A 24279-nucleotide genomic window follows, 5' to 3' on the forward strand; every position below is an offset into this window, starting at 1 on the left:
GTGATATTTGACGCGACATTTTCGACCGATCCTTTCTGACAGGACTTTCCCATGACCCGATCCTTTTCCGATTGGCTGACGGCCACCAAGGCGGCCGATTTCGACGAGCTCCGCACTCATGTGAGCGCAGAACCGGACCTTTGGGCCGGGATCTCGACCCTCCCGCAAGCCCAGGCCCGGATCGAGGCGTTGCCGGGTCTGACCGAGCAGGCCCGCCGCGCGCGCCAGATGGACCTTGCCCGCGCATTCCTGGCCTTCGAGCAGGCCGCGCCCCGTCGCCGCAGCGCAGGGCTTCTATCGTTCGGGCTCAGCGTCTTCGCGCTGATGGTGATCGTGCTGGGCGTCATCGCCTTCGGGATTTTCTCGAAGTCGGAGCCCACGCTTCTCGATCAGCTGTCCGACACGGAGACGGCGCGCGGTCTGATCACCTTCATCTTCGCGCTGGGCGTGATGTCGCTGGCGCTGATCATCGTCAGTGCGAGCTTCATCTCGGACAGCTCGCGCAGCCATTCCTTCGATCGCGCGAAGGAGGTGTTCACCTCGCTCGTGGCGATCCTCGGCACGATCCTGGGCTTTTACTTCGGCGTGGGCGAGGCGGAGCGGATCGTCGAGGATGCGCAGGCGGCACTCGGGACGCCAGGCACGTCCGAGCCCGAGAACGCCCCGCCCATCGATCAGGAGTGACCGCCAGGCGGGGGGATTCGCCCGCCTGCCAGCCGACCTATTATGCGTGCGATTTTTCGCACGCATGAGGGCAGGGCCTGTGCGGTTTTTCGCACAGACCGCGGAAGCATTCACGGACGGCTGACCCTAAGGCGCTGAGAATATTGAACAAACGGTGTCCGATTCGAATCGAATCAATTTGCTTGTCAGAACGACGCGTTCGGCGTTCCCTCTTTGGCAGCGTCGGGCGGTCACGCCGGGCGCAGAGAAGAGGTGCGCAGCCGCCTCGATACCGTCTGGGAGGACCTTATGAAGACATTTCTGAAGACCACCGCTGCCGTCGCGGCGCTGTCCATTTCCGCCACCACCGCCTTTGCCGCAGAGCATGAGGCCGGATGCGACGATGGCGAGATGGTCATCAAGTTCAGCCACGTGACCAACACCGACCGTCACCCTAAGGGCATTGCCGCAAGCCTTCTGATGGAGCGCGTCAACACCGAGATGGACGGCGTTGCCTGCATGGAGGTCTACCCGAACTCCACGCTCTACAACGACGACCAGGTGCTCGAGGCAATGCTGCAGGGCGACGTGCAGATGGCCGCCCCGTCGCTGTCCAAGTTCGAGCAGTTCACCAAGGTGTTCCGCATCTTCGACCTGCCGTTCATGTTCAAGGATATCGACGCGGTCGACGCGTTCCAGGCCTCCGATACCGGCCAGGAGATGCTGGAATCCATGACCCGCCGCGGTCTGCTGGGCCTGGCCTACTGGCACAATGGCATGAAGCAGATGTCGGCGAACGTGCCGCTTCTGGAGCCCACCGATGCCGACGGCCTGAAGTTCCGCGTGCAGAACTCCGAGGTGCTCAAGGCGCAGATGGCGGCCATGGGCGCATCGCCCCAGCCGATGGCCTTCTCCGAGGTCTACGGCGCGCTGCAGACCGGCGTTGTCGACGGTCAGGAAAACACCTGGTCCAACATCTACGGCCAGAAGTTCTTCGAAGTGCAGGACGGCACGACCGAGACCAACCACGGCGTCATCGACTACCTCGTCGTGACGGGCACCGATTGGTGGGACAGCCTCGATGCGGATGTGCGCGACCAGCTCGCCACCATCGTGGCCGAGGTCACCGAGACCCGGAACTCCGAGAGCTTCGCTGTCAACGAGGAAGCCAAGCAGGCGATCCTCGATGCGGGTGGTGTCGTGCGCGAGCTGACCGCAGAGCAGCGCGCGGCCTGGGTCGAGACCATGAAGCCCGTCTGGGACCAGTTCCGGGAAGATGTGGGCGAGGAAAACATCGCCGCGGCACAGTCCATCAACGAGATGAACTGATCCGGATCGTCTCGATCTGATCATTGCCCCGTCCGCGCATGCCGCGGGCGGGGCTTTCCGGCAAAGGGGACTTGCGGGCCGAGGGGCCTGCATGGAAGGGGGAGCAAGCTTTCATGTCTGTCCAGCACGAGCCCGACAGCGCGTTCGGGCGGTTCATCGACGAGCTGGAGGAGACGGCCATCGCCGTGATCCTCGGCGCGATGACCATCATCACCTTCATCAACGTGGTTCTGCGCTACGGCTTCAACACGGGCCTGATCTGGGGCCTTGAGGCGACGTCGCTTCTGTTTGCCTGGCTGGTCCTCTTCGGTGTCAGCTATTGCGTGAAGAAGACCGCGCATCTGGGCGTCGACGCCGTGACCAACGCGATCCCGGAAGGGCCGCGCCGTGTGCTGACCATGATCGCCGCGGCGGTGTGCCTGGCTTACGCGTTCCTGCTTCTGAAGGGCGCCTGGGATTACTGGGCCAACTTCGCCAACCTGCCGCAGACCACCGGGCGCTGGTTCCCCACGGGTCTCGAGGAGATGGGCCGTACGTCCTATCGCGGCTGGTACGAGACCATCGACATCCCGTTCCCCGAATGGCTGCGCTGGATCCAGCCCATCATGAACGAGGGCATGGATTACGAGAAGCTGCCCCGCTTCATCCCTTACGTGATCCTGCCCTTCGGCGCGGCCCTTCTGCTCTTCCGCTTTATTCAATCCGCGGTGCGGATCTGGAAGGGCGAGCAGAAATCGCTGATCGTCAGCCACGAAGCCGAAGACGCCGTCGATGACGTCGCCCATATGAACAAGGGGGACTGAGATCATGGAAGTCGTCGTTCTTTTCGCCATGATCATCGGCCTGATGCTGATCGGCGTGCCGATCGCGGTCAGCTTGGGCTTTTCCTCGACCATCTTCCTGCTGGTTCTGTCGGATACCTCGCTCGCCTCGATCGCGCAGAGCTTCTTTCAGGCGATGGCGGGGCATTACACGCTGCTGGCGATCCCGTTCTTCATCCTGGCCTCGTCGTTCATGTCGACGGGGGGCGTGGCGCGGCGGATCATCCGCTTCTCCATCGCCGTCGTGGGGCATTTCCCGGGCGGTCTTGCCATCGCGGGCGTCTTCGCCTGTATGATGTTCGCGGCCCTCTCGGGCTCGTCGCCTGCCACGGTCGTGGCCATCGGCTCCATCGTGATCGCGGGCATGCGGCAGGTGGGCTATTCCAAGGACTTCGCGGCAGGCGTCATCGCCAATGCGGGCACGCTCGGCATCCTGATCCCGCCCTCCATCGTGATGGTGGTCTACGCGTCGGCCACGGATGTGTCGGTGGGCCGGATGTTCCTGGCCGGTGTCATCCCGGGCCTCATGGCAGGCACGATGCTGATGCTGACGATCTACCTGATCGCAAAGGTCAAGGATCTGCCCAAGGGCGACTGGCTCGGCTGGACCGAGGTCTTCGCCTCGGCGCGGGAGGCCTCCTGGGGGCTGTTCCTGATCGTCATCATCCTGGGCGGCATCTACGGCGGCATCTTCACACCCACCGAAGCCGCCGCGGTGGCGGCGATCTACGCCTTCCTGATCGCGAATTTCGTCTATGCGGATATGGGCCCCCTTGCGACCGAGGAGGGCCAGCCCAACAAGACGTTGCTGCACAAGCCCATCGCGCTGATCACCGCCTTCTTCCACAAGGACACGAAGGACACGCTGTTCGACGCGGGCAAGCTTACGATCACGCTGATGTTCATCATCGCCAACGCGCTGATCCTGAAGCACGTGCTGACCGACGAGCAGATCCCCCAGCATATCGCTGCGGTGATGCTCGATGCGGGCTTCGGGCCGATCATGTTCCTCGTGATCGTGAACGTAATCCTGCTGATCGGCGGTCAGTTCATGGAGCCGTCGGGCCTTCTCGTGATCGTGGCGCCGCTGGTCTTCCCGATCGCGATCCAACTTGGCATCGATCCGATCCATCTCGGCATCATCATGGTGGTGAACATGGAGATTGGGATGATCACGCCGCCTGTGGGTCTGAACCTCTTCGTGACCTCGGGCGTGGCGGGCATGTCGATGACGCGGGTCGTCCGCGCGGCGCTGCCGTTCCTGGGTGTCTTGTTCATCTTCCTGATCATGGTGACCTACATCCCGATCCTGTCCACATGGTTGCCGACCATGCTGATGGGTCCGGAGATCATCACCTACTGACCGGGCGCACCTCTTTGGCCCTTACGGGCCGCATCGGTTGGTCACGAGTGACGGGCGGCGTTTCCAAAAGGAGCGCCGCCCTGTTTCTTGCGAAGATATGGGCTTGGAGCGCGCCTTACGACGCGGCGTTGAGTGCGTCGATGATCCCGCCGAAATCGCCGGCCTTCAGGGAGGCCCCGCCCACGAGCGCGCCATTCACCTCCGCCACGGCGAAGATTTCAGCCGCATTCCCGGGCTTCACGCTGCCCCCGTAAAGGAGCGCCATATCGCCGCCCGTGGCAAAGCGATCCGACAGGGTCTTGCGCATGAAGGCATGCACTTCGCCGATCTCCTCGAGCGTGGGCACCTTGCCGGTGCCGATGGCCCAGATCGGCTCATAGGCGACGATCAGGTTGTCAGCGGTCGCGCCCTCCGGCACGGAGCCCGCCAGCTGTGCGCCCACGATGTCCAGCGTCTCGCCCGCTTCGCGCTGCGCCAGGCTTTCGCCCACGCACAGGATCACCGTCAGGCCCGCATCCCAGGCGGCCTTGGTTTTGGCGGCGACATCCGCATCGCTTTCGTGATGATCGGCGCGGCGTTCCGAATGACCGGTGATGACGAAGGTCGCACCCGCATCGCGCAGCATCTCGGCCGAGACGTCACCGGTATGCGCGCCCGAGGCGGCCGAATGACAATCCTGCCCGCCGATGGCGACAGGCCCAGCCTTTGCAGCAGCGCGATCGATCAGGGTGGCGGGCGGACAGATAACCACCTCGGCGCTGTCACCGGTCCGTGCGGCCAGCGTCTCAAGCTCGGCGAGGCTCTCGCCGGTACCGTTCATCTTCCAATTGCCTGCAGCGATCTTGCGCGTCATCTTGCATCCTCCGGGTTGGGGTTGTCCGCATCATCGCGGAGCATGTCCGAAGGTCAAGCGCCCGGCGCGGGGCGATATGGATCAGTTCTGGCCTTCGCGCTCGGCCTGAAGTTCGTCGACATCCTTGAACTTGATCGACTCGCCGCATCCGCAGGCATCGACCACGTTGGGATTGCGGAACTTGAAGCCCGACTCCAGAAGCGAGACCTCGTAATCGATCTCCGTGCCGAAGAGGAACATCTGCGCCATGGGGGCAATCATCACGCGCGCGCCATCCTGCTCCACGACCTCGTCATGGGGATCGGCCGCATCGACGTAATCCATGGTGTATTCCATGCCCGCGCAGCCGCCCTTCTTGACGCCGATCTTTAGGCCATGACGGTTATCGCGCGCCATGAGCTTGGTGATCTGCTGGACCGCGGCCGGTGTGATGGTCAGCGGTGCTTGGCCCGGAATGCCGAACATGGGATGCCTCCTTGGGTATAGCGCCAACATAAGGGATCGACGGGGAAATTCCAATGGGGCCGGGGCTAGGCCTCGCGGATCCGTGCGGGATTGCCCATCACGGTCGCGCCCGGTGGTACATCGCGGGTGACCACCGCGCCCGCGCCCACGATGGCCGCGTCGCCGACCGTAATGCCCGGCAGGATGATCGCGCTGGCACCCAGCCAGACATCGCGTCCGATCACGATGGGATAGGCGCTTTCAAGCTCGGCCTTGCGGGCGGCGGGATCGCGCGGGTGATCCGCGGTCAGCAATTGCACGAAGGGGCCGATATCGCATCCGTCGCCCACGATGATCGGAGCGGCATCCAGCAGGTAACAGGAATAATTCAGGAAGACGCCGGATCCTATGGTGATGTTGTATCCATAATCGACATAAAGCGGGGCGCGGATCGCGCATTTCTCGCCCAGCTGACCCAGGAGGTCGGACAGGATCGCGTCCCGTCCCTCATCGCCATAGACCGTCTGGTTGTAGGCGCGCATCAGCCGTTGGGCGCGCTTGCGATCCTCGGCCAGTTCGGGATCGCCGGGGAAATAGGGCGCCCCGGCGATCATCTTTGCTTTCTCGCTGGTCATCCGATCCTGCACCCCCCACCAAATGCGGCGAGGGTGGCCCGGATCAGAGGCCTTTGCAATTGGCGTAGTAGCTCACCGTTGCGGGCCAGTCCGAGAAGACGCCCACGACGCCCACATCCTGCGCCAGAACGTCGAGGATCTCGAAGTAGTCGCCGTCATTGTCGATGGCATCGGTCACCGACTGGAAATACCAGCCGCCGCCCGAGGCGAGCGGGCCGGACCGCTCCAGCGTCCAGGTGATGATGTCGAGGTCTGCCGCTGCCGCTTCCTCGGCATAGACCGACGGCACCATCTCGCCGTTGTCATTCAGCGTGACCAGCATCCACAGGGGCGGTGCGATGTAGTTGACGCCCATCTCCTTCAGCTCCGCCATGGTGGGCTTGAAGGTCGACGCATCCATCGGGTCGATCAGACCCTCGTCGTCATCCTCGGCCTCGTAGCGGTCGTCGAGATAGACGGCCTGCGCGCCGAAATCGGGCTCGTTCTCGATCCAGTAGAGTACGTCGCTGAGGTTGAAGCTTTGCGCCCAGACGCGCGAGGGGTCGATCCCGGCTTCCTTGTACTCGTCGATCAGCTTCTGCGCGTAATCTTCCTGGCTGAAGCCGTTGAAGGGCATCTCGACCGACGGGGCCTTCAGCTCGGGCGTGAAATCCGCACCGAGGCTGTCGAAAAGCGCGATGGATTCCGCATGGGTCATCAGCGTCGCGTCATCTTCGTAAAGCGTGGTGCGCCAGGGGGCGACGCCGCCGATATATTCCTCGGCCGTGGTTGCCGCGCCGTTGGCCGCATCCATCAGCGGGTCAAGCGTGCGGAATTCCGCGAGCGTGATGTCCGACGTGCGGCATTCTGCGGTGGCCGACGCGTCACCCGAGGCCGGGGCGAAGGGCTGCGTGCATTTCTCGGCGAGGTCGGTCACGACGATATTCGTGGTCGTGTGCAGGTCGTTCTGGGCGTGACGGCAAACCAGTTCCTGGTCGGATGTGAAGGTCACGTCGCATTCCAGGATGCCCGCGCCCTGACCGGCGGCCGCACGGTTCGATTCGACCGTGTGCTCGGGGAACATCAGGGGGGCGCCGCGATGGCCGATGGAGAAGGCGCTGCGCTCGGGCGTCTGGCCCATGCAGGCCATCAGCTCGGACTTGAGCGGGCTGTCATCCATCTTCGCGATGAGATGGAAGGGACGCACGCCGTAGCTCATGCCCGCGGAGTAATCCTCGGAATGTTCTTCTGCAACGACCGGAAAGGCCAGCGCGGTCAGCGCTGTACCCATGAGAAATGCACGTGTCATGAAAGACCTCGTATGGTGACTTTGAGGCCTCAGATATACACGGCTTTACGACAAATTCGTAATGTATCTGTTACGGTTAGATGACAGATGCGGCGATCTCCGGGGGCTGGCGGCGAAAGCGCGCGCAACCACGAACCGGGAATCGGCTGGGTTCCGCCTTACATGAACCCCAGCTCGAGCCGCGCCTCGTCGGACATCATGTCCATGCCCCAGGGCGGATCCCAGGTAATCTCCACGTCGACCTGCTTGACGCCCTCCACGGGCTCCACCGCATCGGCGAGCCATCCGGGCATTTCACCTGCCACCGGACAGCCGGGAGCGGTCAGCGTCATGATGATGCGCACCTCGTTCTCCGAGGAGATGTCGATCGTGTAGACCAGCCCCAGATCGTAGATGTTCACGGGGATTTCGGGGTCATAGACACCGCGGCACGCCTCCACGATCCGGTCGTAGAGCGGGTGTTCCGTGCTCGACGGCTGTATCAGCGGTGCGCCTTCGAGTTGCGGGCTCTGATCGTTCATGCAGCGTCCCTTCGCATCAATTCCGACAATTGATATAAGGAATGGCCGGCCGCGGGTAAAGGGCAGCGCCGCATGCTGGCAGTGCCGTTATGTCGCGCTAACTCTTGTGATATGAAACAGCGCACCGCCGCACATCGCTCCGCCACCATGCACCGACGCACTGCCCTGGCGACGCTTTCCTCCGCCATTCTTTGCGCGGGGTTCGCGCCGCGTGCCGCCTTCGCCGCAGGTCCCCTGATGCATGACACGTTCGACAACCGGCCAGAGACGCGCTGGCGCTTTTTCACCGACGGCGTGATGGGCGGTGTGTCCACCGGGCAGGTCGCGTTTCTGAACGAGGGCGGGCAAAGCATCGCGCGCCTCACGGGGGAGGTGTCGACGGCAAACAATGGCGGCTTCATCCAGATGCGGCGCGCGCTGTCGGACGTGCCTGCAGATGCGCAGGGCATTCGCCTGATCGTACGGGGCAATGATGCGCGCTATTACGTGCATCTTCGGACCGAGGTGATGTATCTGCCCTGGCAGCATTACCGCGCGGGGTTCGTGGCCCGCGATAGCTGGGGCGAGGTGCGGCTGCCCTTTGCCGAGTTCAACGCGCAAGGCGCCCCGCTGAGCAGGACGCCCGCACCCGAGACCCTGACGGCATTGGGCATCGTGGCTTACGGCGCGGATTATACCGCAAGCCTCGATATCCGCGAGGTCGCCCTCTACTGAGACGAATTGCCTCTGGGCGCCGACTGGACGCGGGCGGGCCGGGCCATATCTGCCGCGCATGACAGACACACCGCGCCCGCCGGAGCATCCCGTTGCCCGGCTCATCAAACTGGTTCTCGGCAATTTCGACGCACCTCCGGGGGCTGCGCGGATCGCGGCGGCCATCGCTTACGGGCTCTTGTGCCACCTGATCTTCGCGGCCGCGGTGATCTGGATGTTCTGGACGCTCTATAACGGGATGAGCACCGGCCTCGGCACCGTGCTCTGGCCCTGGGCCGCGCTGACGAATTTCCTGCTTCTGGCGCAATTTCCGGTGCTGCATTCGCTGTTGCTGAACGGACGGCTGGCCAAGCTGCCTGCGCGGGTCTTTCCCGAACCCTATGGATCGGTTCTGGCCTCGACCTCCTACACGATCTTCGCCTCGCTGCAGCTCCTGGCGCTGTTCGTGTTGTGGACGCCCTCGGGCATCGTCTGGTGGCAGGCCGAGGGCTGGGCGCTGGTGGCGATGACCGCGTTGAACCTTGCGGCCTGGGGCTTTCTGATGAAGTCGAACCTCGACGCGGGCGCGGAGCTGCAATCGGGCGCGCTGGGCTGGATGTCGCTTCTGCAGAAGGTCCGTCCGCGCTACCCGGACATGCCGACCCATGGCATTTTCCGCTATATCCGCCAGCCCATCTATCTGGGCTTTTCCCTGACGCTCTGGACGGTGCCGACCTGGACGCCGGATCAGCTGGTGCTGGCGCTGGGCCTCACGGCCTATTGCCTGATCGCACCGCGCAAGCTGAAGGAGCGCCGCTACGCCAAGCGCCACGGCGCGCGCTTCACCCGCTACCAGGAGGACACCGGCTACATGTTCCCGAAACGAGGCTCCAATGGCTGAGACGACCCGCAACAACCTTGCCATCTACGACGATGTCGCCGCCCAATGGTGGTCGGACGAGATCCGCTGGGTCCGGACGTTGAAGAACCTCGTGCCGGGGCGGCTCAAGTATTTCGACCGGTATATCGACTGGTCGGGCAAGACCGTCCTCGATCTGGGCTGCGCGGGCGGCTTCATGGCGGAGGCGCTGGCCAAGCGCGGCGCCGAGGTCACGGGCATCGATCCCGCGCGGGAGGCCATCAATGCGGCGAAAGCCCATGCGGAGGGCGAGGGCCTCTCCATCCGCTATGACGTCGGCGTGGGCGAGGCGTTGCCATATGGCGATGACAGCTTCGACGCAGTCGTTTGCGTGGATGTGCTGGAGCATGTCGCCGATCTGCAGAAGACGCTGGACGAGGTGGCGCGCGTGCTGCGGCCGGGCGGTCTGTTTCTCTACGACACGATCAACCGGAACGCGGTGGCGCGGCTGATGGCCATCACCATGGCAGAAGACGTGGTGCGCATCCTGCCCAAGGGCACGCACGATCCCGAGATGTTCATCACCCCCGCCGAACTGCGCGCGGAGATGGAGACGGCCGGGCTGTCGGATCGGCACATGACCGGGCTCGGGCCGCGCGGGATGACCCGGCGGGGCGATTTGACCTTCGGGCCACTGCCCCTGAAGACAGTGCAATATATGGGGATCGCGGAGAAACCGGCATGACCACACTGGCCCTTTTGACCACGGCGCTTCTTTTCGGCGGGGCGGTCCTGTTTTCCTTCGGATTTGCGGTCTTCCTGTTGAAGAACACCGAAGAGAAGGAGGCGCGGCGCCTCTTGCGGGCCGCGTTCCCGCATTTCTACACGCTTGTCATTGCGTTATCGGCGCTCGCAGCGGCGCTCGCTCTGCCCTCCGACACTTTGTCGGCGGGCATCCTCGCCGCGATTGCGCTGAGCACCATCCCGGCGCGCCAGGTGCTGATGCCCGCGATCAATGCGGCGACGGATGCGGGCGACAAGGCGCGCTTCGGCAGGCTGCACGGTGTCTCTGTCGTGCTGGGCCTCGTGCATATCGCGGGCATGGCTTACGTGCTGACGCGCTTCGTCTAGGCAATGCGTGGGGTGGGTTGTCACCCACCCCACAAGAGGTTCCCCTCAGCCCTCAGCCCTCAGCCCTCAGCCCTCAGCCCAGAAGCTTGCGCTTGCGCACCGGCGCCGGGCGCACGCGCTCCTCGATGTGATCGTAAAGCAGCCCCGCGATGTTCTTCTTCGTGGCGCCTTCGATCCCTTCGAGCCCGGGCGAGGAATTGACCTCGAGCACTTTCGGCCCCGCCTCCGAGCGCAGGAGATCCACGCCTGCGAGGTTCAACCGGAAGGCCTTGGCTGCGCGCACGGCGGAGTCCCGCTCCTCCTTCGAGATGCGCACCACCTGCGCCGAGCCGCCGCGATGCAGGTTCGAGCGGAAATCGCCCTCGGCGCCCGTGCGCTTCATCGCGGCCACGACGCGGCCGCCCACGACGAGGCAGCGGATATCCTCGCCCGCCGCTTCCTTGACGAAATCCTGCACGAGGAAATTGGCGCGCAGACCCCGGAAGGCGTCAATCACCGAGGAGGCGGCTTTCTTCGTTTCGGCCAGAACGACGCCTTTGCCTTGCGTGGATTCGAGCAGCTTCACGATCAGGGGCGCCGTGCCCACGAGCCGCATCAGGCTGTCGGTATCCTTGGGGGAGGCCGCGAAGGCCGTGTTGGGCATGCCGATCTTGTGGCGCGCCATGAGCTGATGAGCGTAGAGCTTGTCGCGCGAGGCGGTGATGCCTTCGGAGCCGTTCACGCAGAAGGTGCCGATCGTCTCGAACTGGCGGATCACGGCGGTGCCATAGGCGGTAACGGACGCCCCGATCCGCGGGATCACCGCATCATAGCGCGGCAGGCGCTTGCCGTCGTAATGCACCTCGGGGGCCATCGCGTTGATCGCCATGTAGCAGCGGGTGGTGTCAATCACCTCGACCGTATGGCCGCGGGATTCGCCCTCCTCGACGAGGCGGCGAGTGGAATAGTTGTTCTCCCGGCTCATCACCGCGATGCGCAGCGCGCGCTTCGGCGCGGCGCTGCGCACCCGTGTCGAGGCGTAGATGTCGTAGCTGAGCTGCGGTTGCAGGAAGCGGTCGGTGGCGACAATGGCGATGTGATCTTTCAGCGCCTCGCGGCCCAGAAGCATCCGGCTCGCCATGCCCGCCCGGTTGGTCAGGGTGACCTCGATGGGCCAGGCTTCGCCGCCCACGTTGAGCGTGGTGCCGATTACGTAGCGGCTCTCCCCTTCGCCATTCGAGGAGGTCACCACGCGGCGGTCGATGATCTCGGCCGAGCAGGGGATCACGAGGTCCTGGCGTTCTGGCACGGGATGCACGGTGAAGCGCACCTTGGGTGTCGCGGCCGGGCCGAAGGTCTCGATGTCGGAGGCGTGCAGCGCAGAGGTCCGCGCGCCGGTATCGACCTTGGCGCGCAGCGCGGGCAGGCCAAGATCGGGCAGCGACACCCATTCCTCCCATCCAAAGCGGATCAGGTCGGTGGCGGGATCGGTCTCGTCGGTCATCGAAGGGAGTCCTCAATTCGGATTTGAGGGCAGACCTATCAGCCGGTGCGGGGTCGGGCCAGTGTGCATCGGGCAGGGCCGACATTGCAGGTGTGGCTGCGGGATCGGATCGGCGCGGGCCTTGAGCCCACGCCGATCCGCTGGAGGCGCTGCCTCCAGACCTCCGGAGGTATTTCTGGTCCGAACGTGACAGGGGCGCGCGCCCGGGACGCTGATGTGGGCCGCGGGGGAGGCAAGAGGCCTTGCGGGCAGGCCGCATTCCGGGGCAATGAGCGGGCCATGACACGCTTTTCCTTCACACTCGACGCCCGTTCGGGGCGCGCCCGCAAAGGCCGGATCGAGACGCCGCGCGGCACGATCCGGACCCCTGCCTTCATGCCCGTGGGCACCGCCGCCACGGTCAAGGCGATGATGCCCGAAAGCGTCGCGGCCACCGGCGCCGACATCCTTCTGGGCAATACCTATCACCTGATGCTGCGCCCCACTGCCGAGCGCATCGACAGGCTGGGCGGGCTGCACCGCTTCATGAACTGGGACAAGCCCATCCTGACCGACTCGGGCGGGTTTCAGGTGATGAGCCTCGCCGATCTGCGCAAGCTGACCGAGAAGGGCGTGACCTTCAAAAGCCATATCGACGGCTCGAAGCACGAGTTGACGCCCGAGCGGTCGATGGAGATCCAACGGCTTCTGGGTTCCGATATCGTGATGGCCTTCGACGAATGCCCGGCCCTGCCTGCCAGCCGCGACCGCATCGCGGAAAGCATGCAGCTTTCCATGCGCTGGGCGGCCCGGTCGCGCGAGGCGTTCGGGGATCGGCCCGGTCACGCCCTCTTCGGGATCATGCAAGGCGGGTTGGAGCAGGACCTGCGGGAGGAATCGGCGCGCGCGCTCACCGATATCGGGTTCGAGGGCTATGCGATCGGCGGGCTTGCGGTGGGCGAGGGGCAGGAGGCCATGTTCGGCTGTCTCGACTACGCGCCGGGCTTTCTGCCGGAAGACCGTCCACGCTACCTGATGGGGGTGGGCAAGCCCGACGACATCGTGGGCGCCGTCAAGCGCGGCGTCGACATGATGGATTGCGTGCTGCCCTCGCGGTCGGGCCGTACGGGACAGGCCTGGACGCGGCGCGGTCAGGTCAATCTCAAGAATGCGCGCCACATGGATGACCCGCGTCCGCTCGATGAAGAATGCACCTGCCCGACCTGCAGCCACTACAGCCGTGCCTACCTGCACCATGTCCACCGCGCGGGCGAGATGATCGCGGGCATGCTGCTGACCTGGCACAACCTGCACTATTACCAAGAATTGATGCAGGGCCTGCGCGACGCCATCGAGGCGGATCGCTTCGACGCGTTCGAGGCTGCATTCCATGCCAAGCGCGCCGAAGGGGATATTCCGCCGCTTTAAGGTCATCCCGCCGGGGCGCGTGGCGCGGGGACGAGGCGCCCACAGTCAGACATAGACCGACATCATTGCCGGGCGCGAGAACACCGCGTCGCAGCTGCCGGGATCTTGCCGGAGCCCGGTTTCTTAATGCGCGGGTTCCTGCCGTTTTCGGCCAGATCGGCGCTGATATCTGATAACGATCAAACGAAATCGCTTTTCATGCGTTATCCATCGTACCGCTTGAGGAAATTCAAGCCGACAGAAGGAACGTCGTTATGAAGAAATCAGCAATCGCAGCGCTGGCCCTTGGAAGTGCAGTCCTCGCAGGCTGCGGGAACATGTCGTCGGATCAGCGCTATGCCACGGGCGCGCTGATCGGTGGCGCCGCCGGACTGGCCGCTGCCGATGCCAACAAGGAAAACAACACCGGCCGCGCAGTGGCCACTCTGGCAGGCGCCGCGGCGGGTGGGGCGATTGCCTCCAACACCGGTCCGCGTCAGCAAAACACCAGCACCGTGCGCTGCGCCTATCCCAACGGTCAGCCCGCGCCGTGCCCGCCGGGCTATTGATCGGGGCATAGGTTTCTCATCGAAGGGCGCCGCGCGGATCGTGGCGCCCTTTTTTCATGTCGCGACCTATGGCGCGCGTCTTGTTTGTGACCTGAGGCGCGCGCCGCGACGCTTGGGCATAATGTCACGGGCCATTGCCGGGGGCGACAAGATGGCTGCCTTTCTCCGAGAAACGCCTTACAAGCTCCTCCAAAGCCGAGTGCGAAGCGGTGACAGGGGGATGACATGCTCGATAATCTGAAAACGGCCCTGGGGGATATCGAAGAGGCGCGCGCCGCCGGGATCACGCTCGATGCCCGCACGGCGATGCTGATGTCCTGTTCGCAGGATTGCGTGAAGCTGCTGAACCTCGATGGCACTATCCGCTACATGAGCCGCAATGGCCGATGCGCCATGGAAATCGACGACCTGACCGCGCTTCTTGGGCGGAAATGGTCGTCGCTCTGGCCAGATGAGACGCGGGAAATGCTGGACCGTGCCGTGGCAGAGGCCGGAGCGGGGCATCTGGCCCGTTTCGTGGCGGAATGCCCGACCGCCAAGGGCCGGGTGGCCTGCTGGGATGTGACCGTGGCAGGCGTGCCCGACGCATCCGGCGATATTCAGGAACTGATTTCCGTCTCGGTGCTGACCGAACGTCCGGTCAGCCCGCTCGTCATTTCCTGATCTCATCGTGAACTGATCGCATTCCGCGAGGCGCTGTCCGCACGGCATCCGATTTTCACGGCGATGCTCGATCCGACGCCTACCACGTCTTGCGCCCGGCAGGCGGCTTGGTCATTCTGCGTCAAACCTGCGGTGGATCAGCGCTTGAATTGGGCCGCCCATCGCCCCACCTACATAGTCCAGACGGGGACGGATGGGGCTGCCGCATCGCGGGGCCCTGATCGCTCTGCCAGCTACAAGGAACAAGCATGCAACAGCCACTCAACACATCTTATCCGGTGCTGCCTCTGCGCGATATCGTGGTCTTCCCGCACATGATCGTGCCGCTGTTCGTGGGCCGCGAGAAATCGGTGCGCGCGCTGGAAGAGGTGATGAACGACGACAAGCAGATCCTGCTGGTCAGTCAGATGGATGCCGCCGATGATGATCCGACCGCGGATCGCATCTACAAGGCGGGCGTCCTCGCCAATGTTCTGCAATTGCTGAAACTGCCCGACGGCACCGTGAAGGTTCTGGTCGAGGGGCAGGCCCGCGTGCGGATCGAGCATTTCACCGACAATGATGCCTTCTTCGAGGCCTCCGCCGAGTATCTGACCGAGATGCCGGGCGACGAGACCTCGATCGAGGCGCTGGTGCGCACCGTCGCCGACGAGTTCGAGCGCTACGCCAAGGTCAAGAAGAACATCCCCGAAGAGGCTCTGTCCGCGGTGTCGGAAACGGATGAGCCTGCGAAGCTTGCCGATCTCGTGGCGGGTCATCTCGGCATCGAGGTGGACCAGAAGCAGGAGCTTCTGGAGACGCTTTCGATCTCCGAGCGGCTTGAGAAGGTCTACGGCCACATGCAGGGGGAAATGTCCGTCCTGCAGGTCGAGAAGAAGATCAAGACGCGCGTGAAAAGCCAGATGGAGCGGACCCAGCGCGAGTACTATCTGAATGAGCAGATGAAGGCCATTCAGAAGGAGCTGGGCGACGGCGAGGACGGCCAGAACGAAGTGGCCGAGCTGGAAAAGCGTGTCTCCGAGACGAAGCTCTCGAAGGAGGCCCGCGAAAAGGCGGATGCCGAGATCAAGAAGCTCAAGAACATGAGCCCGATGTCGGCCGAAGCCACCGTCGTGCGCAACTATCTCGACTGGATGCTGTCGATCCCGTGGGGCACGAAGTCCCGCGTGAAGAAGGATCTGGGCCGCGCGCAGACGATCCTCGACGACGACCATTACAGCCTCGACAAGGTCAAGGAGCGGATCGTCGAATATCTCGCGGTGCAGCAGCGCTCGAAGAAGCTCAAGGGGCCGATCATGTGCCTCGTGGGTCCTCCGGGTGTCGGTAAGACCTCGCTCGGCAAGTCGGTCGCGAAGGCCACGGGGCGCGAATTCATTCGCATCTCGCTGGGCGGCGTGCGCGACGAGTCCGAGATCCGCGGCCACCGCCGGACCTATATCGGCTCCATGCCGGGCAAGATCATCCAGGCACTGAAGAAGGCGAAGACCACGAACCCGCTCATTCTGCTCGATGAAATCGACAAGATGGGTCAGGATTTCCGTGGTGATCCGGCTTCGGCCATGCTCGAAGTGCTCGATCCCGAGCAGAACGCGACCTTCGTCGATCACTACCTCGAGGTGGAATACGACCTCTCGAACGTGATGTTCCTGACGACGGCGAACTCCTACAACATGCCGGGCCCGCTTCTGGACCGGATGGAGATCATTCCGCTCGCAGGCTACACCGAGGACGAGAAGGCGGAGATCGCCAAGCGGCACCTCATCTCCAAGGCGGTCAAGAACCACGGCCTGAAGAAGGGCGAGTTCGAGATCACCGACGAGGCGCTGACGGACACGATCCGCTACTACACCCGCGAGGCGGGCGTGCGGAACCTCGAGCGGGAGCTGTCGAAGCTCGCGCGGAAGGCCGTGACCGAGATCGTCAAGAAGGACGCCGAGAAGGTGGTGATCACGCCCGAGAACCTGTCCGATTACCTCGGTGTGCGGCGGCACAAATACGGCCTCGCCGAGGAAGAGAACCAGGTCGGTGTGGTCACGGGCCTCGCCTATACCTCGGTCGGTGGCGATCTGTTGCAGATCGAGGCGCTGCGCCTGCCGGGCAAGGGTCGGATGAAGACCACCGGCAAGCTGGGCGACGTGATGAAGGAATCGATCGACGCGGCATCGAGCTATGTGCGGTCGATCAGCCCTCAGATCGGGGTCAAACCGCCGAAGTTCGAGCGAATGGACATCCACGTCCACGTCCCCGAAGGCGCCACGCCCAAGGACGGCCCCTCGGCAGGTCTCGCGATGGTGACGTCCATCGTGTCGGTGCTGACGGGTATCCCGGTACGCCGCGACATCGCCATGACGGGCGAAGTGACGCTGCGCGGGAACGCGCTGCCCATCGGTGGCCTGAAGGAGAAGCTGCTTGCCGCGCTGCGCGGTGGGATCAAGACGGTCTTCATCCCGAAGGAGAACGAGAAGGACCTCGCCGAGTTGCCGGACAACGTGAAGGACGGGCTTGAGATCGTGCCGGTCTCCCACGTCTTCGAGGTGCTGGACCGGGCGCTTGTGCGCAAGCCCGAGCCCATCGAGTGGGACGAGGCCGCGGAAGAGGCCGCAGCGCAGGCGCTGGCTGAAAAGCGTGGCGACGCAGCGGGTGCCATCGCGCATTAAGCGCGCCACATTCGTGTGAACCAACAACGCCGCGGGTCTCTGGCCCGCGGCGTTTTTCGTGCTGCAAGGTTATGGAGCCGCTCCTCGGCGGGTTGTCGGCCTCGGCGCTCTCGCGGGGAGAGCCGACCTTGCGCAGGCGTCCAGCAGCAACAATTTCCCGTCAAAACAGCGATGTTATCGCGTCATTTCGGCCCTGACTGCGCCTTTCGGGCCGACAAGGTTTTGGCGAAACGCAGATTACCTGCTATCGTCTGCCCGAGCAGAAGGCCGCAAACGGCCCCACAAGAAGGATACAGGCGATATGACCACCTCGAAAACCACATCTCGGACCACGTCCGCGAAATCCGCGCGCACGCCCGCGAAACCGCGCGCGCCCCGCAAGACGGCTGCTGTGCGTCCCGCAGCCGCGCCCGCGCCGGAACCCGCAAAAACGGAGGATGCGCTGCATACCGCCGTGGCGGCCACGCTCGATCCGACGCTGCTGCCCCCTGCCATGCAGCCCGAGCTGAAAAAGCGCGAGCTCATAGACAAGGTGGTGCGCCGTTCGGGTGTGAAGAAACGCGACGCGAAACCCGCGATCGAGGCGGCGCTTGAAATCCTGGGCGAGGCGCTGGCCGAGGGCCGGGATCTGAACGTCAAACCCTTCGGCAAGATGAAGGTGCAGCGCGTGCGCGACACCGGCAACGGGCAGGTCCTCGTCACCAAGGTGCGCCAGCCGCAAGAGGCCGAAAAGGACGCGCCTGACCCCCTTGCGCAGGCGGCGGAGTAAAGCTAAAGACGCCCGCACCGGGTGATTAGCTCAGTGGTAGAGCGCTTCGTTCACATCGAAGATGTCAGGAGTTCGAATCTCTTATCACCCACCAGAATTCGGAAAGGCGCGCATCCGATCGGGGCGCGCCTTTTCCTTTGCAGGAGCGGTGCGAGAGGGCTTGAAGGCCGTGCGGCGCCGCTCTAGACAGCGGGTCGGGGGCGGTTAGCTCAGCTGGTAGAGCGCTTCGTTTACACCGAAGATGTCGGGGGTTCGAATCCCTCACCGCCCACCATTCCCGCCGACGCTCCCGTGACACCCACCGCCAGGTCAGTCCCGCTCGGCGTATCCCGTCATCTCCAGATAACCGCGACCGGGATGGCTGCCCGACAGCGTGATCGGACCTTCCCAATAGGGAAAGAGCGTTCCCATCCAGGCCTGCGGGTTCAGCGGCTCAGTCGTGATGTCGAGCCCTTCTTCGGGCAGTTCGACGCGCCAGCGCACCGGGATGTCGCGGCCCGCCACGTCTGCCGTCTCAAGCGGGGTCAGTCGCAGCGCGCCGTCGCCATAGGGCCGCGTCTCGCCCGTCTCCGTGATCCAGGTGGCGGAGGTGAAATGCCCGCCATCCGAGGACCGCAAGCCGAAGCCCATCAGCTTCGCGCCCCCGTCGAAGTTCAGCGAAAACCAGTCCCAGCCGGTCTGCGTCTCCGACAAGGGCTGCGAGGACCATTCCCGATCGAGCCAGGCGGTTCCGGTCACTTCGACATCGCCCTCGGGCAGGGACAGCGTGCCCGCGACCTCGTAGAAGGGCTGGGAATAGTAATAGCTTGCCTGACCTTCGGCGGATTTGACCGAATAGCCCGCATCGCCCTGAAAAATCAGCGGGCCGGTCGCGTCGAGCGCGAGATCATAGGCGAAATCGCGCCCCCGTGCGGTCAGTTGCACGGATGACAGCGCGTCTTCGCCCGCCTCCGCATCCGAGCGGAGCGACCAATCGTCAATGAAGGCCTCGAAGGGGTCCGGGGTGACGCCTGCCTGTCCGGTGCCGCCCCGACCCAGCCGTTCGGCGACGCGGTGCCAATCCGCCGAGGTCAATGCCGCATGGCCCATCCATAGCTGATCGGCCTCCCATCCCTCCGCGGTGTCGGGCCTGCGGGCCGAGCGAAAGAGCGTCCATTGCCCGCCATATTCCGTGCCATCCTCCGCCGTCAGGTTCGTGGTCAGATACCACCACTCGATCCGGTAATCGGGATGCGGCAGGTGATCGGCGGGAAATTCGAAAGTGGTGTCCGGTTGAGGGACGGCGAAGCCCTCCGCCTCCGCGCCGAGCCCCGCAAAACCTTGGGCAAGCGCGGGCAGGGGGGCCGCGAGACAGGCCAGGATCAGGGAGACTTTAACGATCATTTGCGAACACCCGCAGAAGTTGGGAGGGCGGTAGCCGCGTCAAGCGAAAGACCGGCCAGAGGCAGGCGAGGATCGCCGCGGCAAGGGCGGCCAACGCAAGCCACAGCCATTGCACCGGGAAAAGCGCCATGGGCAGGCGCCAGCCGAAGGCCTCCACATTGACGATGGCCAGCAGCACCCAGGCGAGGCACAGGCCAACGGGCACGGCAATGGCCCAGGTCAGAAGCGCGAGGAGAGCGGTGCGCGCGATCTCGAGCCAGCCCAGCCGACCGGGCGTCAAACCAAGCGCCCAGACCGGGGCCAGCTGCGGCAGGCGCAGGCTCGACAGCGTCAGAAGGCTCGTGAGGATCGCAAAGCCCGCAACCCCGAGCGTCAGCACGTTGAGCGCGCCCGAGACGAGGAAGGTCTGGTCGAAAATGCGCAAGGACAGGGCCTTCACCTGTGCCTGATCGATGACATTCCCATCGGGCAGATCGAAGCGCTGGCGCAGGTCCTGCGCGAGGTCCGGGACGCGCTCGGGATCCACCCTGAGGGCAAAGCGCAAGCGCGGGCGGTCCGGGAACCGCTGATCGAGCGCGTCGATGCCCGTAATCAGCTGACCGGCCGGATTGCCGTAATCCGAGTAGACGCCGGCGATGGGCAGGCTCCAATCCGGGGTGATCGCGACCTCGTCTCCAAGAGCCAGATCCTCGCGGCGGTAAAGCTGTTCGTTGACCAGCACCGCATCGCCCGCAGCGATGCGGTCCCAGACGTCGGGGGCGGCGCGCAAAAGTGGCCAGTTGTCGCGATAGGTCGGGTGATCCGCGACGCCGAAGATTTCCGCTGGCTGGTCTGCGACGTTCACATCGACGGACCAGACGGGCAGGATCGCATCCACCTCGGGCGCCACGCGATCCCGGATCGCCTGCGCCTCGCCCGGCGTCCGGGCGGTGACGTAAAGCTCCGCCGCGAGGCGTTGATCGAGCCACCCGGTGAAGGTCGTCCGGAAGGAGCCGACCATCGTGCCGACGCCGATATTGGCCGAGAGGGCCAGCAGAAGCGCCATCAGTGCCAGCGACAGGGCCGGGACCTGCTGGCGGGCATCGGCCAGAAGCCACTCGCCGATCGGGCCGCGTTCCAAGGGGCGCATCGCGCGCAAGGCTCCGATCAGCACAGGCGGCAACGCCAGGGCAGCACCGATCAGGAGTGCCGCAAGGCAGGCGAAGGCCAGTATCAGGCCCGATCCCCAAACGGCCAGGATCGCACTGCCCAGCAGCAAAGAAGCGGCGAACACGCCCTGCACGCGCAACGCGCGCGCATTCGCCATCGCCCAGGCGCGGGGCTGGGCCGGCGCCAGAAGCGGCATCTTCGCTACGCGCCAAAGCGCCTGCGCCCCCGCCAGACCCGCGCCCAGAAGGGCAATCGCAAGAGCCGAGAGCGCCCAAAGCGGATCGAAGCCGAGCTGGCCCGACACATCCGCACCGTAGAGCCCGCGCAGCGTGCCCGCGACCCCGGGCAGGAGCGCTGCGGCGATGGCGTAGCCCAATGCGATGCCCGCGATCCCGGCGACCAGCGCGATCAGCGACAGTTCCGCGCCTAGAAGCAGCATCAGCCGTGACAGGGGCAAGCCGAGCGCGCGCAGGGTGCGGAAGGTCGCGCGGCGCTGTTCGAAGGCGAGGCCGATGGCCGATTGCACGATGAACAGACCGACGGCGAAAGACAGAAGGCCGAACGCGGTCAAGTTGAGGTGGAAGGAATCGGTCAGCCGCGCGAGATCGCCGCCCGTTTGCCCCTCGATTCGCGTGAGCTCCGTCGCGGTTTCGATCGCGGGCAGGCCAAATGCCTGTTCGGGCGCGATCACGAGGGCGGTCAGTTGGTCGAGCCCCAGAAGCCGTTGCGTAGTGGTGATATCGGTCAGGGCAGTGCCTTGCGCGACCTGTCCGCTCAGGCGAAGCGGCGGCAGATCGGCGTTCCGCACCGTCTCTGCGGTCTCGGGTGCGACGATCAGGAGACCCGTCTCCGACAGGAGCCCGTCAAGCGCCTCCGCATCGCCCGCGATGGCCGCGCTGCCAAGGCCCGGCGGCGCGGTGAGCGGGTCGATCCCGCGCAGGGTGAGGCGCGTCTCGCCAAGCGTCAGACTGCCTTCGACCAGCGGCGTGACCGCATAGCCCGCCCGCCGCAATTCCGCGAAATCGGTCATGGTGACGCCTTCGGCAGAGACTAGCCGGTCGAGCGTGCCCTGTCCCAGCGCTCCTGCGGCGCGATCATAGCTCGCGCGCGCTTCGGCATTGATCGCCTGCACCCCGGACCAGAGCGCTGTTGCCAGCGCCAGCCCGATCAGCAAGGTCGCAAGCTGGATCGGATGCCGCCACCAATGGGCAAGCAGCGCCGATAATCCCGTGCGCATCATCATGCGATGCGGCCCTGTTCGAGATGCAGCCGCCTGTCCATGCGTGCCGCATGCCGCTCCGAATGGGTGACCATAAGGAAAGCGGCACCCGTCTCGCACGCGAGCTCCAGAAGCAGATCCAGCACGCGCCCCGCCGTGTCCTCATCGAGGTTTCCGGTCGGCTCATCCGCCAGCAACAGGGCAGGGCGGTTGGCGATGGCGCGGCCGATGGCGACGCGCTGCTGCTGCCCGCCAGACAGTTCTTCGGGATAGCGGTCGAGATAGGGCGTGAGGCCCAGCCGCTCGGACAATTCGGCCTGCCAGTCCGGGTCGGCGTGACCCGACAGGCGCGCCTGGAAGGACAGGTTCGCGCGCACATCGAGGGACGGGATGAGGTTCAGGCTTTGGAAGACCACGCCGATCCGGTCCCGGCGCATGGCCGCGCGGCCCGCTTCATCGAGGCCCGAAAGCCGCGTGCCATCGAGCGTCACCTCGCCGCGATCGGGCGTGTCCAGACAGCCCAGGCAATGCAGGAGCGTGCTTTTCCCGGAGCCTGATTCGCCCGTCAGCGCCACGCTTTCCCCGCCCGCCACATCAAGCGACACGCCTCTCAGAACGGCCAGCGCCCGGTCGGCGGAGGTGTAACTTTTCTCGATATCGCGGGCAGTCAGCATGGGCTCTCCTCGGTCGTGTGATCGAGGTAGCGGCGGCGCCTTCCAAGGCAAAGGCTCAGCGCTGGTCGAGCCAGGTGGTCACGGTGTCGAGGCGGGCGCGGGCCACCGGTATGTCCGTGCCATCTGCCAGTTGCAGAAAGGATTTTCCGTCGCGCCGGATCAGGCGCGTCACAGCCTGCGCGGCCACCCACCATGAACGGTGCGGCTGGATGCCGCTGCTCTCGGGAACCTGTGCGAGCACGTCGCGCAGGCGCGCGCGGCGCGTCACCTCGCCACCCTTGAGGTGGATACACAGGTGATGCTGGCGGGCCTCGATCGCGAGCAGATCATGGAGATCGATGCACAATCCGCCGACGAAGATCTGGTCTGCAGTGCGGGGGGCCAGGCTTTCGGCGGAAACCCCGGGCGCTGCGCTCTCTTTGCTCTCGGGCCAAAGCGCGCGGGCCTCCGCGGGCAGGACGAATCGCAGGAACAGTGTCTCGAATATTCCGAGCAATACGGCGTAGATCGAGGCGCAGAACAGCGCATTGGTACAACTGACATTGGCCATCAGAAACAGGAACGGCACCGTCACGATCATCGCGGAGAGCAGGGTGGAGACCAGTATGGGCCAGTGTCGAAGCAACCCCGCTTCGCGCAGCGACGTAGCGCCGTGCAGCATCGCCCAATGACAGAGCGCATATATCGGCAGCAAGATGAGGTAGCCGAGAAAGGCCAGCGAATGGTCCGCATGGCTGAAAAGGCGCAGCGGGTCGGAGATGACCAGCACGAGCAACAGGCACATCACGAGGATCCGCCCATTGTCCGAGCGCAGCGTGTCCCGGATCAGGCCGCAATCGCAGATGTGGCGCTTTCCGAACCAGTCTTGAATATGCCATTCCGGCTGGGGGGTATCTGCACTCTTGATCACGGCTCAGCTTCTTCAACTGGTGAAACGCGGTGTCCTGCACCTGGCGAAAGATGTCCTCGAAAGCACGGAATTCGACAGAATTGACGCCGTTTAGCGTCAGTTCGGCCTTAAATCAATAGGATTGCGTAATTGGCTTCCCATGTATCTGTGCGGGATGTCTCTGTCTGATCTGCTGCCGTGCAGGCCACGTCCAAACAATTGCAGTTACACCCCACCGGACATGCCGGGCGGCACCGCACGAGCGCGAAACGTGGTTAATAAAAATCTGCGCGCGTCCGGCGGCTGCAGGGTTCTGCCCGCCTTCCCAAGTCACCCATCGCATGGCCAGGAAAGGCCACCGCCACGTGCTCATGGCCTTTCGCATTCCGCGATCCCCACGCTCAATTCCGCGAACTTTCCGGCAAGTCGCATTCTTCGTGAAAACCACCGCCAATTCCGCTTGACGGGGAGGAGGTGCGGCCATAGAACGCGCGACACGTCCGGGCGACCGGACGGGCAGCGAGCGGTTGTAGCTCAGTTGGTTAGAGTACCGGCCTGTCACGCCGGGGGTCGCGGGTTCGAGCCCCGTCAACCGCGCCACCGCTGTCCCGTCCCGAAGTCTCGTGCGTAATGCGCGGTTGTAGCTCAGTTGGTTAGAGTACCGGCCTGTCACGCCGGGGGTCGCGGGTTCGAGCCCCGTCAACCGCGCCACTTCTTCCTCGACAGTTCGGAAAAGATGGCGCCGCCCGCGTGTCCCACCTCGGGCATTTGGCGCGGGCCTTTGTCACGTTCGGACCAAAAATACCTCCGGAGGTTTGGAGGCAGAGCCTCCACGCGG

The 24279-nt window shown here is 64.6% G+C and carries 23 protein-coding genes and 4 tRNA genes; 17 read left to right on the top strand and 10 right to left on the bottom strand.

The window, feature by feature from the left end:
• The first annotated feature begins 51 nt into the window (after positions 1 to 51).
• The 4 genes from FIV09_RS05165 (at position 52) to FIV09_RS05180 (ending at position 4176) form a co-directional block, all read left to right on the top strand.
• Positions 52 to 684: a hypothetical protein gene (locus FIV09_RS05165; protein WP_152448996.1), complete on the top strand. Its 633-nt coding sequence runs from the start codon at positions 52 to 54 to the stop codon at positions 682 to 684.
• A gap of 288 nt (positions 685 to 972) precedes the next feature.
• Complete coding sequence (locus FIV09_RS05170; protein WP_152448997.1) at positions 973 to 1992, top strand: DctP family TRAP transporter solute-binding subunit; 1020 nt, start codon at positions 973 to 975, stop codon at positions 1990 to 1992.
• Between the two features lie 113 nt (positions 1993 to 2105).
• Positions 2106 to 2795 carry a TRAP transporter small permease gene (locus FIV09_RS05175; RefSeq protein ID WP_152448998.1) on the top strand — a complete coding sequence of 230 codons (690 nt, stop codon included), beginning with the start codon at positions 2106 to 2108 and terminating at the stop codon, positions 2793 to 2795.
• Between the two features lie 4 nt (positions 2796 to 2799).
• Positions 2800 to 4176, top strand: coding sequence for a TRAP transporter large permease (locus FIV09_RS05180; protein WP_152448999.1), 1377 nt, complete (start codon positions 2800 to 2802; stop codon positions 4174 to 4176).
• Between the two features lie 115 nt (positions 4177 to 4291).
• Here the strand turns inward: FIV09_RS05180 and tpiA are convergent, their stop codons facing one another.
• The 5 genes from tpiA to FIV09_RS05205 form a co-directional block, all read right to left on the bottom strand.
• Positions 4292 to 5029, bottom strand: a complete 738-nt coding sequence (gene tpiA / locus FIV09_RS05185; RefSeq protein ID WP_152449000.1) for a triose-phosphate isomerase — start codon at positions 5027 to 5029, stop codon at positions 4292 to 4294.
• 81 nt (positions 5030 to 5110) lie between these two features.
• A complete protein-coding gene (locus tag FIV09_RS05190; RefSeq protein ID WP_152449001.1) occupies positions 5111 to 5494 on the bottom strand; it encodes an iron-sulfur cluster assembly accessory protein in 384 nt (127 codons plus the stop codon).
• A gap of 65 nt (positions 5495 to 5559) precedes the next feature.
• Positions 5560 to 6108, bottom strand: a complete 549-nt coding sequence (locus FIV09_RS05195) for a sugar O-acetyltransferase (RefSeq protein ID WP_152449002.1) — start codon at positions 6106 to 6108, stop codon at positions 5560 to 5562.
• A 43-nt stretch (positions 6109 to 6151) separates the two neighbouring features.
• Positions 6152 to 7396, bottom strand: coding sequence for a glycerophosphodiester phosphodiesterase family protein (locus FIV09_RS05200; protein ID WP_152449003.1), 1245 nt, complete (start codon positions 7394 to 7396; stop codon positions 6152 to 6154).
• Between the two features lie 158 nt (positions 7397 to 7554).
• Complete coding sequence (locus FIV09_RS05205) at positions 7555 to 7917, bottom strand: SUF system Fe-S cluster assembly protein (RefSeq protein ID WP_152449004.1); 363 nt, start codon at positions 7915 to 7917, stop codon at positions 7555 to 7557.
• Positions 7918 to 8064: 147 nt separating this feature from the next.
• On the opposite strand from FIV09_RS05205, the gene FIV09_RS05210 reads away from it, so the two are divergent.
• The 4 genes from FIV09_RS05210 to FIV09_RS05225 are packed head-to-tail and all read left to right on the top strand — an operon-like array spanning position 8065 to position 10600.
• The gene (locus tag FIV09_RS05210) at positions 8065 to 8631 is read left to right on the top strand and encodes a CIA30 family protein (RefSeq protein WP_172975628.1); all 567 of its coding nucleotides are present in this window, start codon (positions 8065 to 8067) and stop codon (positions 8629 to 8631) included.
• Positions 8632 to 8689: 58 nt separating this feature from the next.
• Complete coding sequence (locus FIV09_RS05215) at positions 8690 to 9511, top strand: isoprenylcysteine carboxylmethyltransferase family protein (RefSeq protein ID WP_152449005.1); 822 nt, start codon at positions 8690 to 8692, stop codon at positions 9509 to 9511.
• Complete coding sequence (gene ubiG / locus FIV09_RS05220; protein WP_152449006.1) at positions 9504 to 10214, top strand: bifunctional 2-polyprenyl-6-hydroxyphenol methylase/3-demethylubiquinol 3-O-methyltransferase UbiG; 711 nt, start codon at positions 9504 to 9506, stop codon at positions 10212 to 10214. Before FIV09_RS05215 ends, ubiG begins: the two co-directional genes overlap by 8 nt.
• The gene (locus FIV09_RS05225; protein ID WP_152449007.1) at positions 10211 to 10600 is read left to right on the top strand and encodes a DUF4149 domain-containing protein; all 390 of its coding nucleotides are present in this window, start codon (positions 10211 to 10213) and stop codon (positions 10598 to 10600) included. The genes ubiG and FIV09_RS05225 overlap by 4 nt, the downstream gene beginning before the upstream one ends.
• A gap of 73 nt (positions 10601 to 10673) precedes the next feature.
• Here the strand turns inward: FIV09_RS05225 and rimK are convergent, their stop codons facing one another.
• Positions 10674 to 12083 carry a 30S ribosomal protein S6--L-glutamate ligase gene (rimK, locus tag FIV09_RS05230; RefSeq protein WP_152449008.1) on the bottom strand — a complete coding sequence of 470 codons (1410 nt, stop codon included), beginning with the start codon at positions 12081 to 12083 and terminating at the stop codon, positions 10674 to 10676.
• A gap of 279 nt (positions 12084 to 12362) precedes the next feature.
• Here rimK and tgt point away from each other — a divergent pair, with 279 nt between their 5' ends.
• The 7 genes from tgt (at position 12363) to FIV09_RS05265 (ending at position 18401) form a co-directional block, all read left to right on the top strand.
• On the top strand, positions 12363 to 13490 hold the full coding sequence (gene tgt, locus FIV09_RS05235; RefSeq protein ID WP_152449009.1) for a tRNA guanosine(34) transglycosylase Tgt: 1128 nt from the start codon (positions 12363 to 12365) through the stop codon (positions 13488 to 13490).
• 254 nt (positions 13491 to 13744) lie between these two features.
• Positions 13745 to 14038, top strand: coding sequence for a glucose-6-phosphate isomerase (locus FIV09_RS05240; protein WP_152449010.1), 294 nt, complete (start codon positions 13745 to 13747; stop codon positions 14036 to 14038).
• 225 nt (positions 14039 to 14263) lie between these two features.
• Positions 14264 to 14701 (top strand): PAS domain-containing protein, encoded by a 438-nt coding sequence (locus FIV09_RS05245; protein ID WP_152449011.1) that lies wholly within the window; start codon positions 14264 to 14266, stop codon positions 14699 to 14701.
• 248 nt (positions 14702 to 14949) lie between these two features.
• Positions 14950 to 17358 (top strand): endopeptidase La, encoded by a 2409-nt coding sequence (lon, locus tag FIV09_RS05250; RefSeq protein ID WP_152449012.1) that lies wholly within the window; start codon positions 14950 to 14952, stop codon positions 17356 to 17358.
• Between the two features lie 301 nt (positions 17359 to 17659).
• Entirely contained in the window at positions 17660 to 18127 is a 468-nt protein-coding gene (locus FIV09_RS20575) for an HU family DNA-binding protein (protein ID WP_254702311.1), read from the top strand.
• 19 nt (positions 18128 to 18146) lie between these two features.
• A tRNA-Val gene (locus FIV09_RS05260) sits at positions 18147 to 18221 on the top strand.
• A gap of 104 nt (positions 18222 to 18325) precedes the next feature.
• A tRNA-Val gene (locus tag FIV09_RS05265) sits at positions 18326 to 18401 on the top strand.
• A 35-nt stretch (positions 18402 to 18436) separates the two neighbouring features.
• Here FIV09_RS05265 and FIV09_RS05270 read toward each other — a convergent pair.
• The 4 genes from FIV09_RS05270 to FIV09_RS05285 are packed head-to-tail and all read right to left on the bottom strand — an operon-like array spanning position 18437 to position 23462.
• Positions 18437 to 19510: a lipocalin-like domain-containing protein gene (locus tag FIV09_RS05270; protein ID WP_152449013.1), complete on the bottom strand. Its 1074-nt coding sequence runs from the start codon at positions 19508 to 19510 to the stop codon at positions 18437 to 18439.
• Complete coding sequence (locus FIV09_RS05275; RefSeq protein WP_152452373.1) at positions 19500 to 21896, bottom strand: FtsX-like permease family protein; 2397 nt, start codon at positions 21894 to 21896, stop codon at positions 19500 to 19502. The genes FIV09_RS05270 and FIV09_RS05275 overlap by 11 nt, the downstream gene beginning before the upstream one ends.
• A 2-nt stretch (positions 21897 to 21898) precedes the next feature.
• Positions 21899 to 22552, bottom strand: a complete 654-nt coding sequence (locus FIV09_RS05280) for an ABC transporter ATP-binding protein (RefSeq protein ID WP_152449014.1) — start codon at positions 22550 to 22552, stop codon at positions 21899 to 21901.
• 55 nt (positions 22553 to 22607) lie between these two features.
• Positions 22608 to 23462, bottom strand: coding sequence for a LytTR family DNA-binding domain-containing protein (locus tag FIV09_RS05285; RefSeq protein ID WP_152449015.1), 855 nt, complete (start codon positions 23460 to 23462; stop codon positions 22608 to 22610).
• Positions 23463 to 23964: 502 nt separating this feature from the next.
• Between FIV09_RS05285 and FIV09_RS05290 the strand changes: the two genes are divergently transcribed.
• Both FIV09_RS05290 and FIV09_RS05295 read left to right on the top strand, forming a co-directional pair.
• A tRNA-Asp gene (locus FIV09_RS05290) sits at positions 23965 to 24041 on the top strand.
• 34 nt (positions 24042 to 24075) lie between these two features.
• A tRNA-Asp gene (locus tag FIV09_RS05295) sits at positions 24076 to 24152 on the top strand.
• Positions 24153 to 24279: the final 127 nt, after the last annotated feature.

It is taken from the genome of Roseivivax sp. THAF197b (assembly GCF_009363255.1).
GTDB lineage: Bacteria > Pseudomonadota > Alphaproteobacteria > Rhodobacterales > Rhodobacteraceae > Roseivivax.

What these genes read in the sequence shown, in the direction of transcription:
- FIV09_RS05225 (WP_152449007.1), top strand. Translation starts at nt 10,211, where the DNA reads ATGACCACACTGGCCCTTTTGACCACGGCGCTTCTTTTCGGCGGGGCG.
- FIV09_RS05195 (WP_152449002.1), bottom strand. Translation starts at nt 6,108, where the DNA reads ATGACCAGCGAGAAAGCAAAGATGATCGCCGGGGCGCCCTATTTCCCC.
- FIV09_RS05190 (WP_152449001.1), bottom strand. Translation starts at nt 5,494, where the DNA reads ATGTTCGGCATTCCGGGCCAAGCACCGCTGACCATCACACCGGCCGCG.
- lon (WP_152449012.1), top strand. Translation starts at nt 14,950, where the DNA reads ATGCAACAGCCACTCAACACATCTTATCCGGTGCTGCCTCTGCGCGAT.
- FIV09_RS20575 (WP_254702311.1), top strand. Translation starts at nt 17,660, where the DNA reads ATGACCACCTCGAAAACCACATCTCGGACCACGTCCGCGAAATCCGCG.
- FIV09_RS05170 (WP_152448997.1), top strand. Translation starts at nt 973, where the DNA reads ATGAAGACATTTCTGAAGACCACCGCTGCCGTCGCGGCGCTGTCCATT.
- FIV09_RS05240 (WP_152449010.1), top strand. Translation starts at nt 13,745, where the DNA reads ATGAAGAAATCAGCAATCGCAGCGCTGGCCCTTGGAAGTGCAGTCCTC.
- FIV09_RS05165 (WP_152448996.1), top strand. Translation starts at nt 52, where the DNA reads ATGACCCGATCCTTTTCCGATTGGCTGACGGCCACCAAGGCGGCCGAT.
- FIV09_RS05215 (WP_152449005.1), top strand. Translation starts at nt 8,690, where the DNA reads ATGACAGACACACCGCGCCCGCCGGAGCATCCCGTTGCCCGGCTCATC.
- FIV09_RS05270 (WP_152449013.1), bottom strand. Translation starts at nt 19,510, where the DNA reads ATGATCGTTAAAGTCTCCCTGATCCTGGCCTGTCTCGCGGCCCCCCTG.
- tgt (WP_152449009.1), top strand. Translation starts at nt 12,363, where the DNA reads ATGACACGCTTTTCCTTCACACTCGACGCCCGTTCGGGGCGCGCCCGC.
- ubiG (WP_152449006.1), top strand. Translation starts at nt 9,504, where the DNA reads ATGGCTGAGACGACCCGCAACAACCTTGCCATCTACGACGATGTCGCC.
- FIV09_RS05175 (WP_152448998.1), top strand. Translation starts at nt 2,106, where the DNA reads ATGTCTGTCCAGCACGAGCCCGACAGCGCGTTCGGGCGGTTCATCGAC.
- FIV09_RS05275 (WP_152452373.1), bottom strand. Translation starts at nt 21,896, where the DNA reads ATGCGCACGGGATTATCGGCGCTGCTTGCCCATTGGTGGCGGCATCCG.
- rimK (WP_152449008.1), bottom strand. Translation starts at nt 12,083, where the DNA reads ATGACCGACGAGACCGATCCCGCCACCGACCTGATCCGCTTTGGATGG.
- FIV09_RS05245 (WP_152449011.1), top strand. Translation starts at nt 14,264, where the DNA reads ATGCTCGATAATCTGAAAACGGCCCTGGGGGATATCGAAGAGGCGCGC.
- FIV09_RS05280 (WP_152449014.1), bottom strand. Translation starts at nt 22,552, where the DNA reads ATGCTGACTGCCCGCGATATCGAGAAAAGTTACACCTCCGCCGACCGG.
- FIV09_RS05200 (WP_152449003.1), bottom strand. Translation starts at nt 7,396, where the DNA reads ATGACACGTGCATTTCTCATGGGTACAGCGCTGACCGCGCTGGCCTTT.
- FIV09_RS05180 (WP_152448999.1), top strand. Translation starts at nt 2,800, where the DNA reads ATGGAAGTCGTCGTTCTTTTCGCCATGATCATCGGCCTGATGCTGATC.
- FIV09_RS05210 (WP_172975628.1), top strand. Translation starts at nt 8,065, where the DNA reads ATGCACCGACGCACTGCCCTGGCGACGCTTTCCTCCGCCATTCTTTGC.
- FIV09_RS05205 (WP_152449004.1), bottom strand. Translation starts at nt 7,917, where the DNA reads ATGAACGATCAGAGCCCGCAACTCGAAGGCGCACCGCTGATACAGCCG.
- tpiA (WP_152449000.1), bottom strand. Translation starts at nt 5,029, where the DNA reads ATGACGCGCAAGATCGCTGCAGGCAATTGGAAGATGAACGGTACCGGC.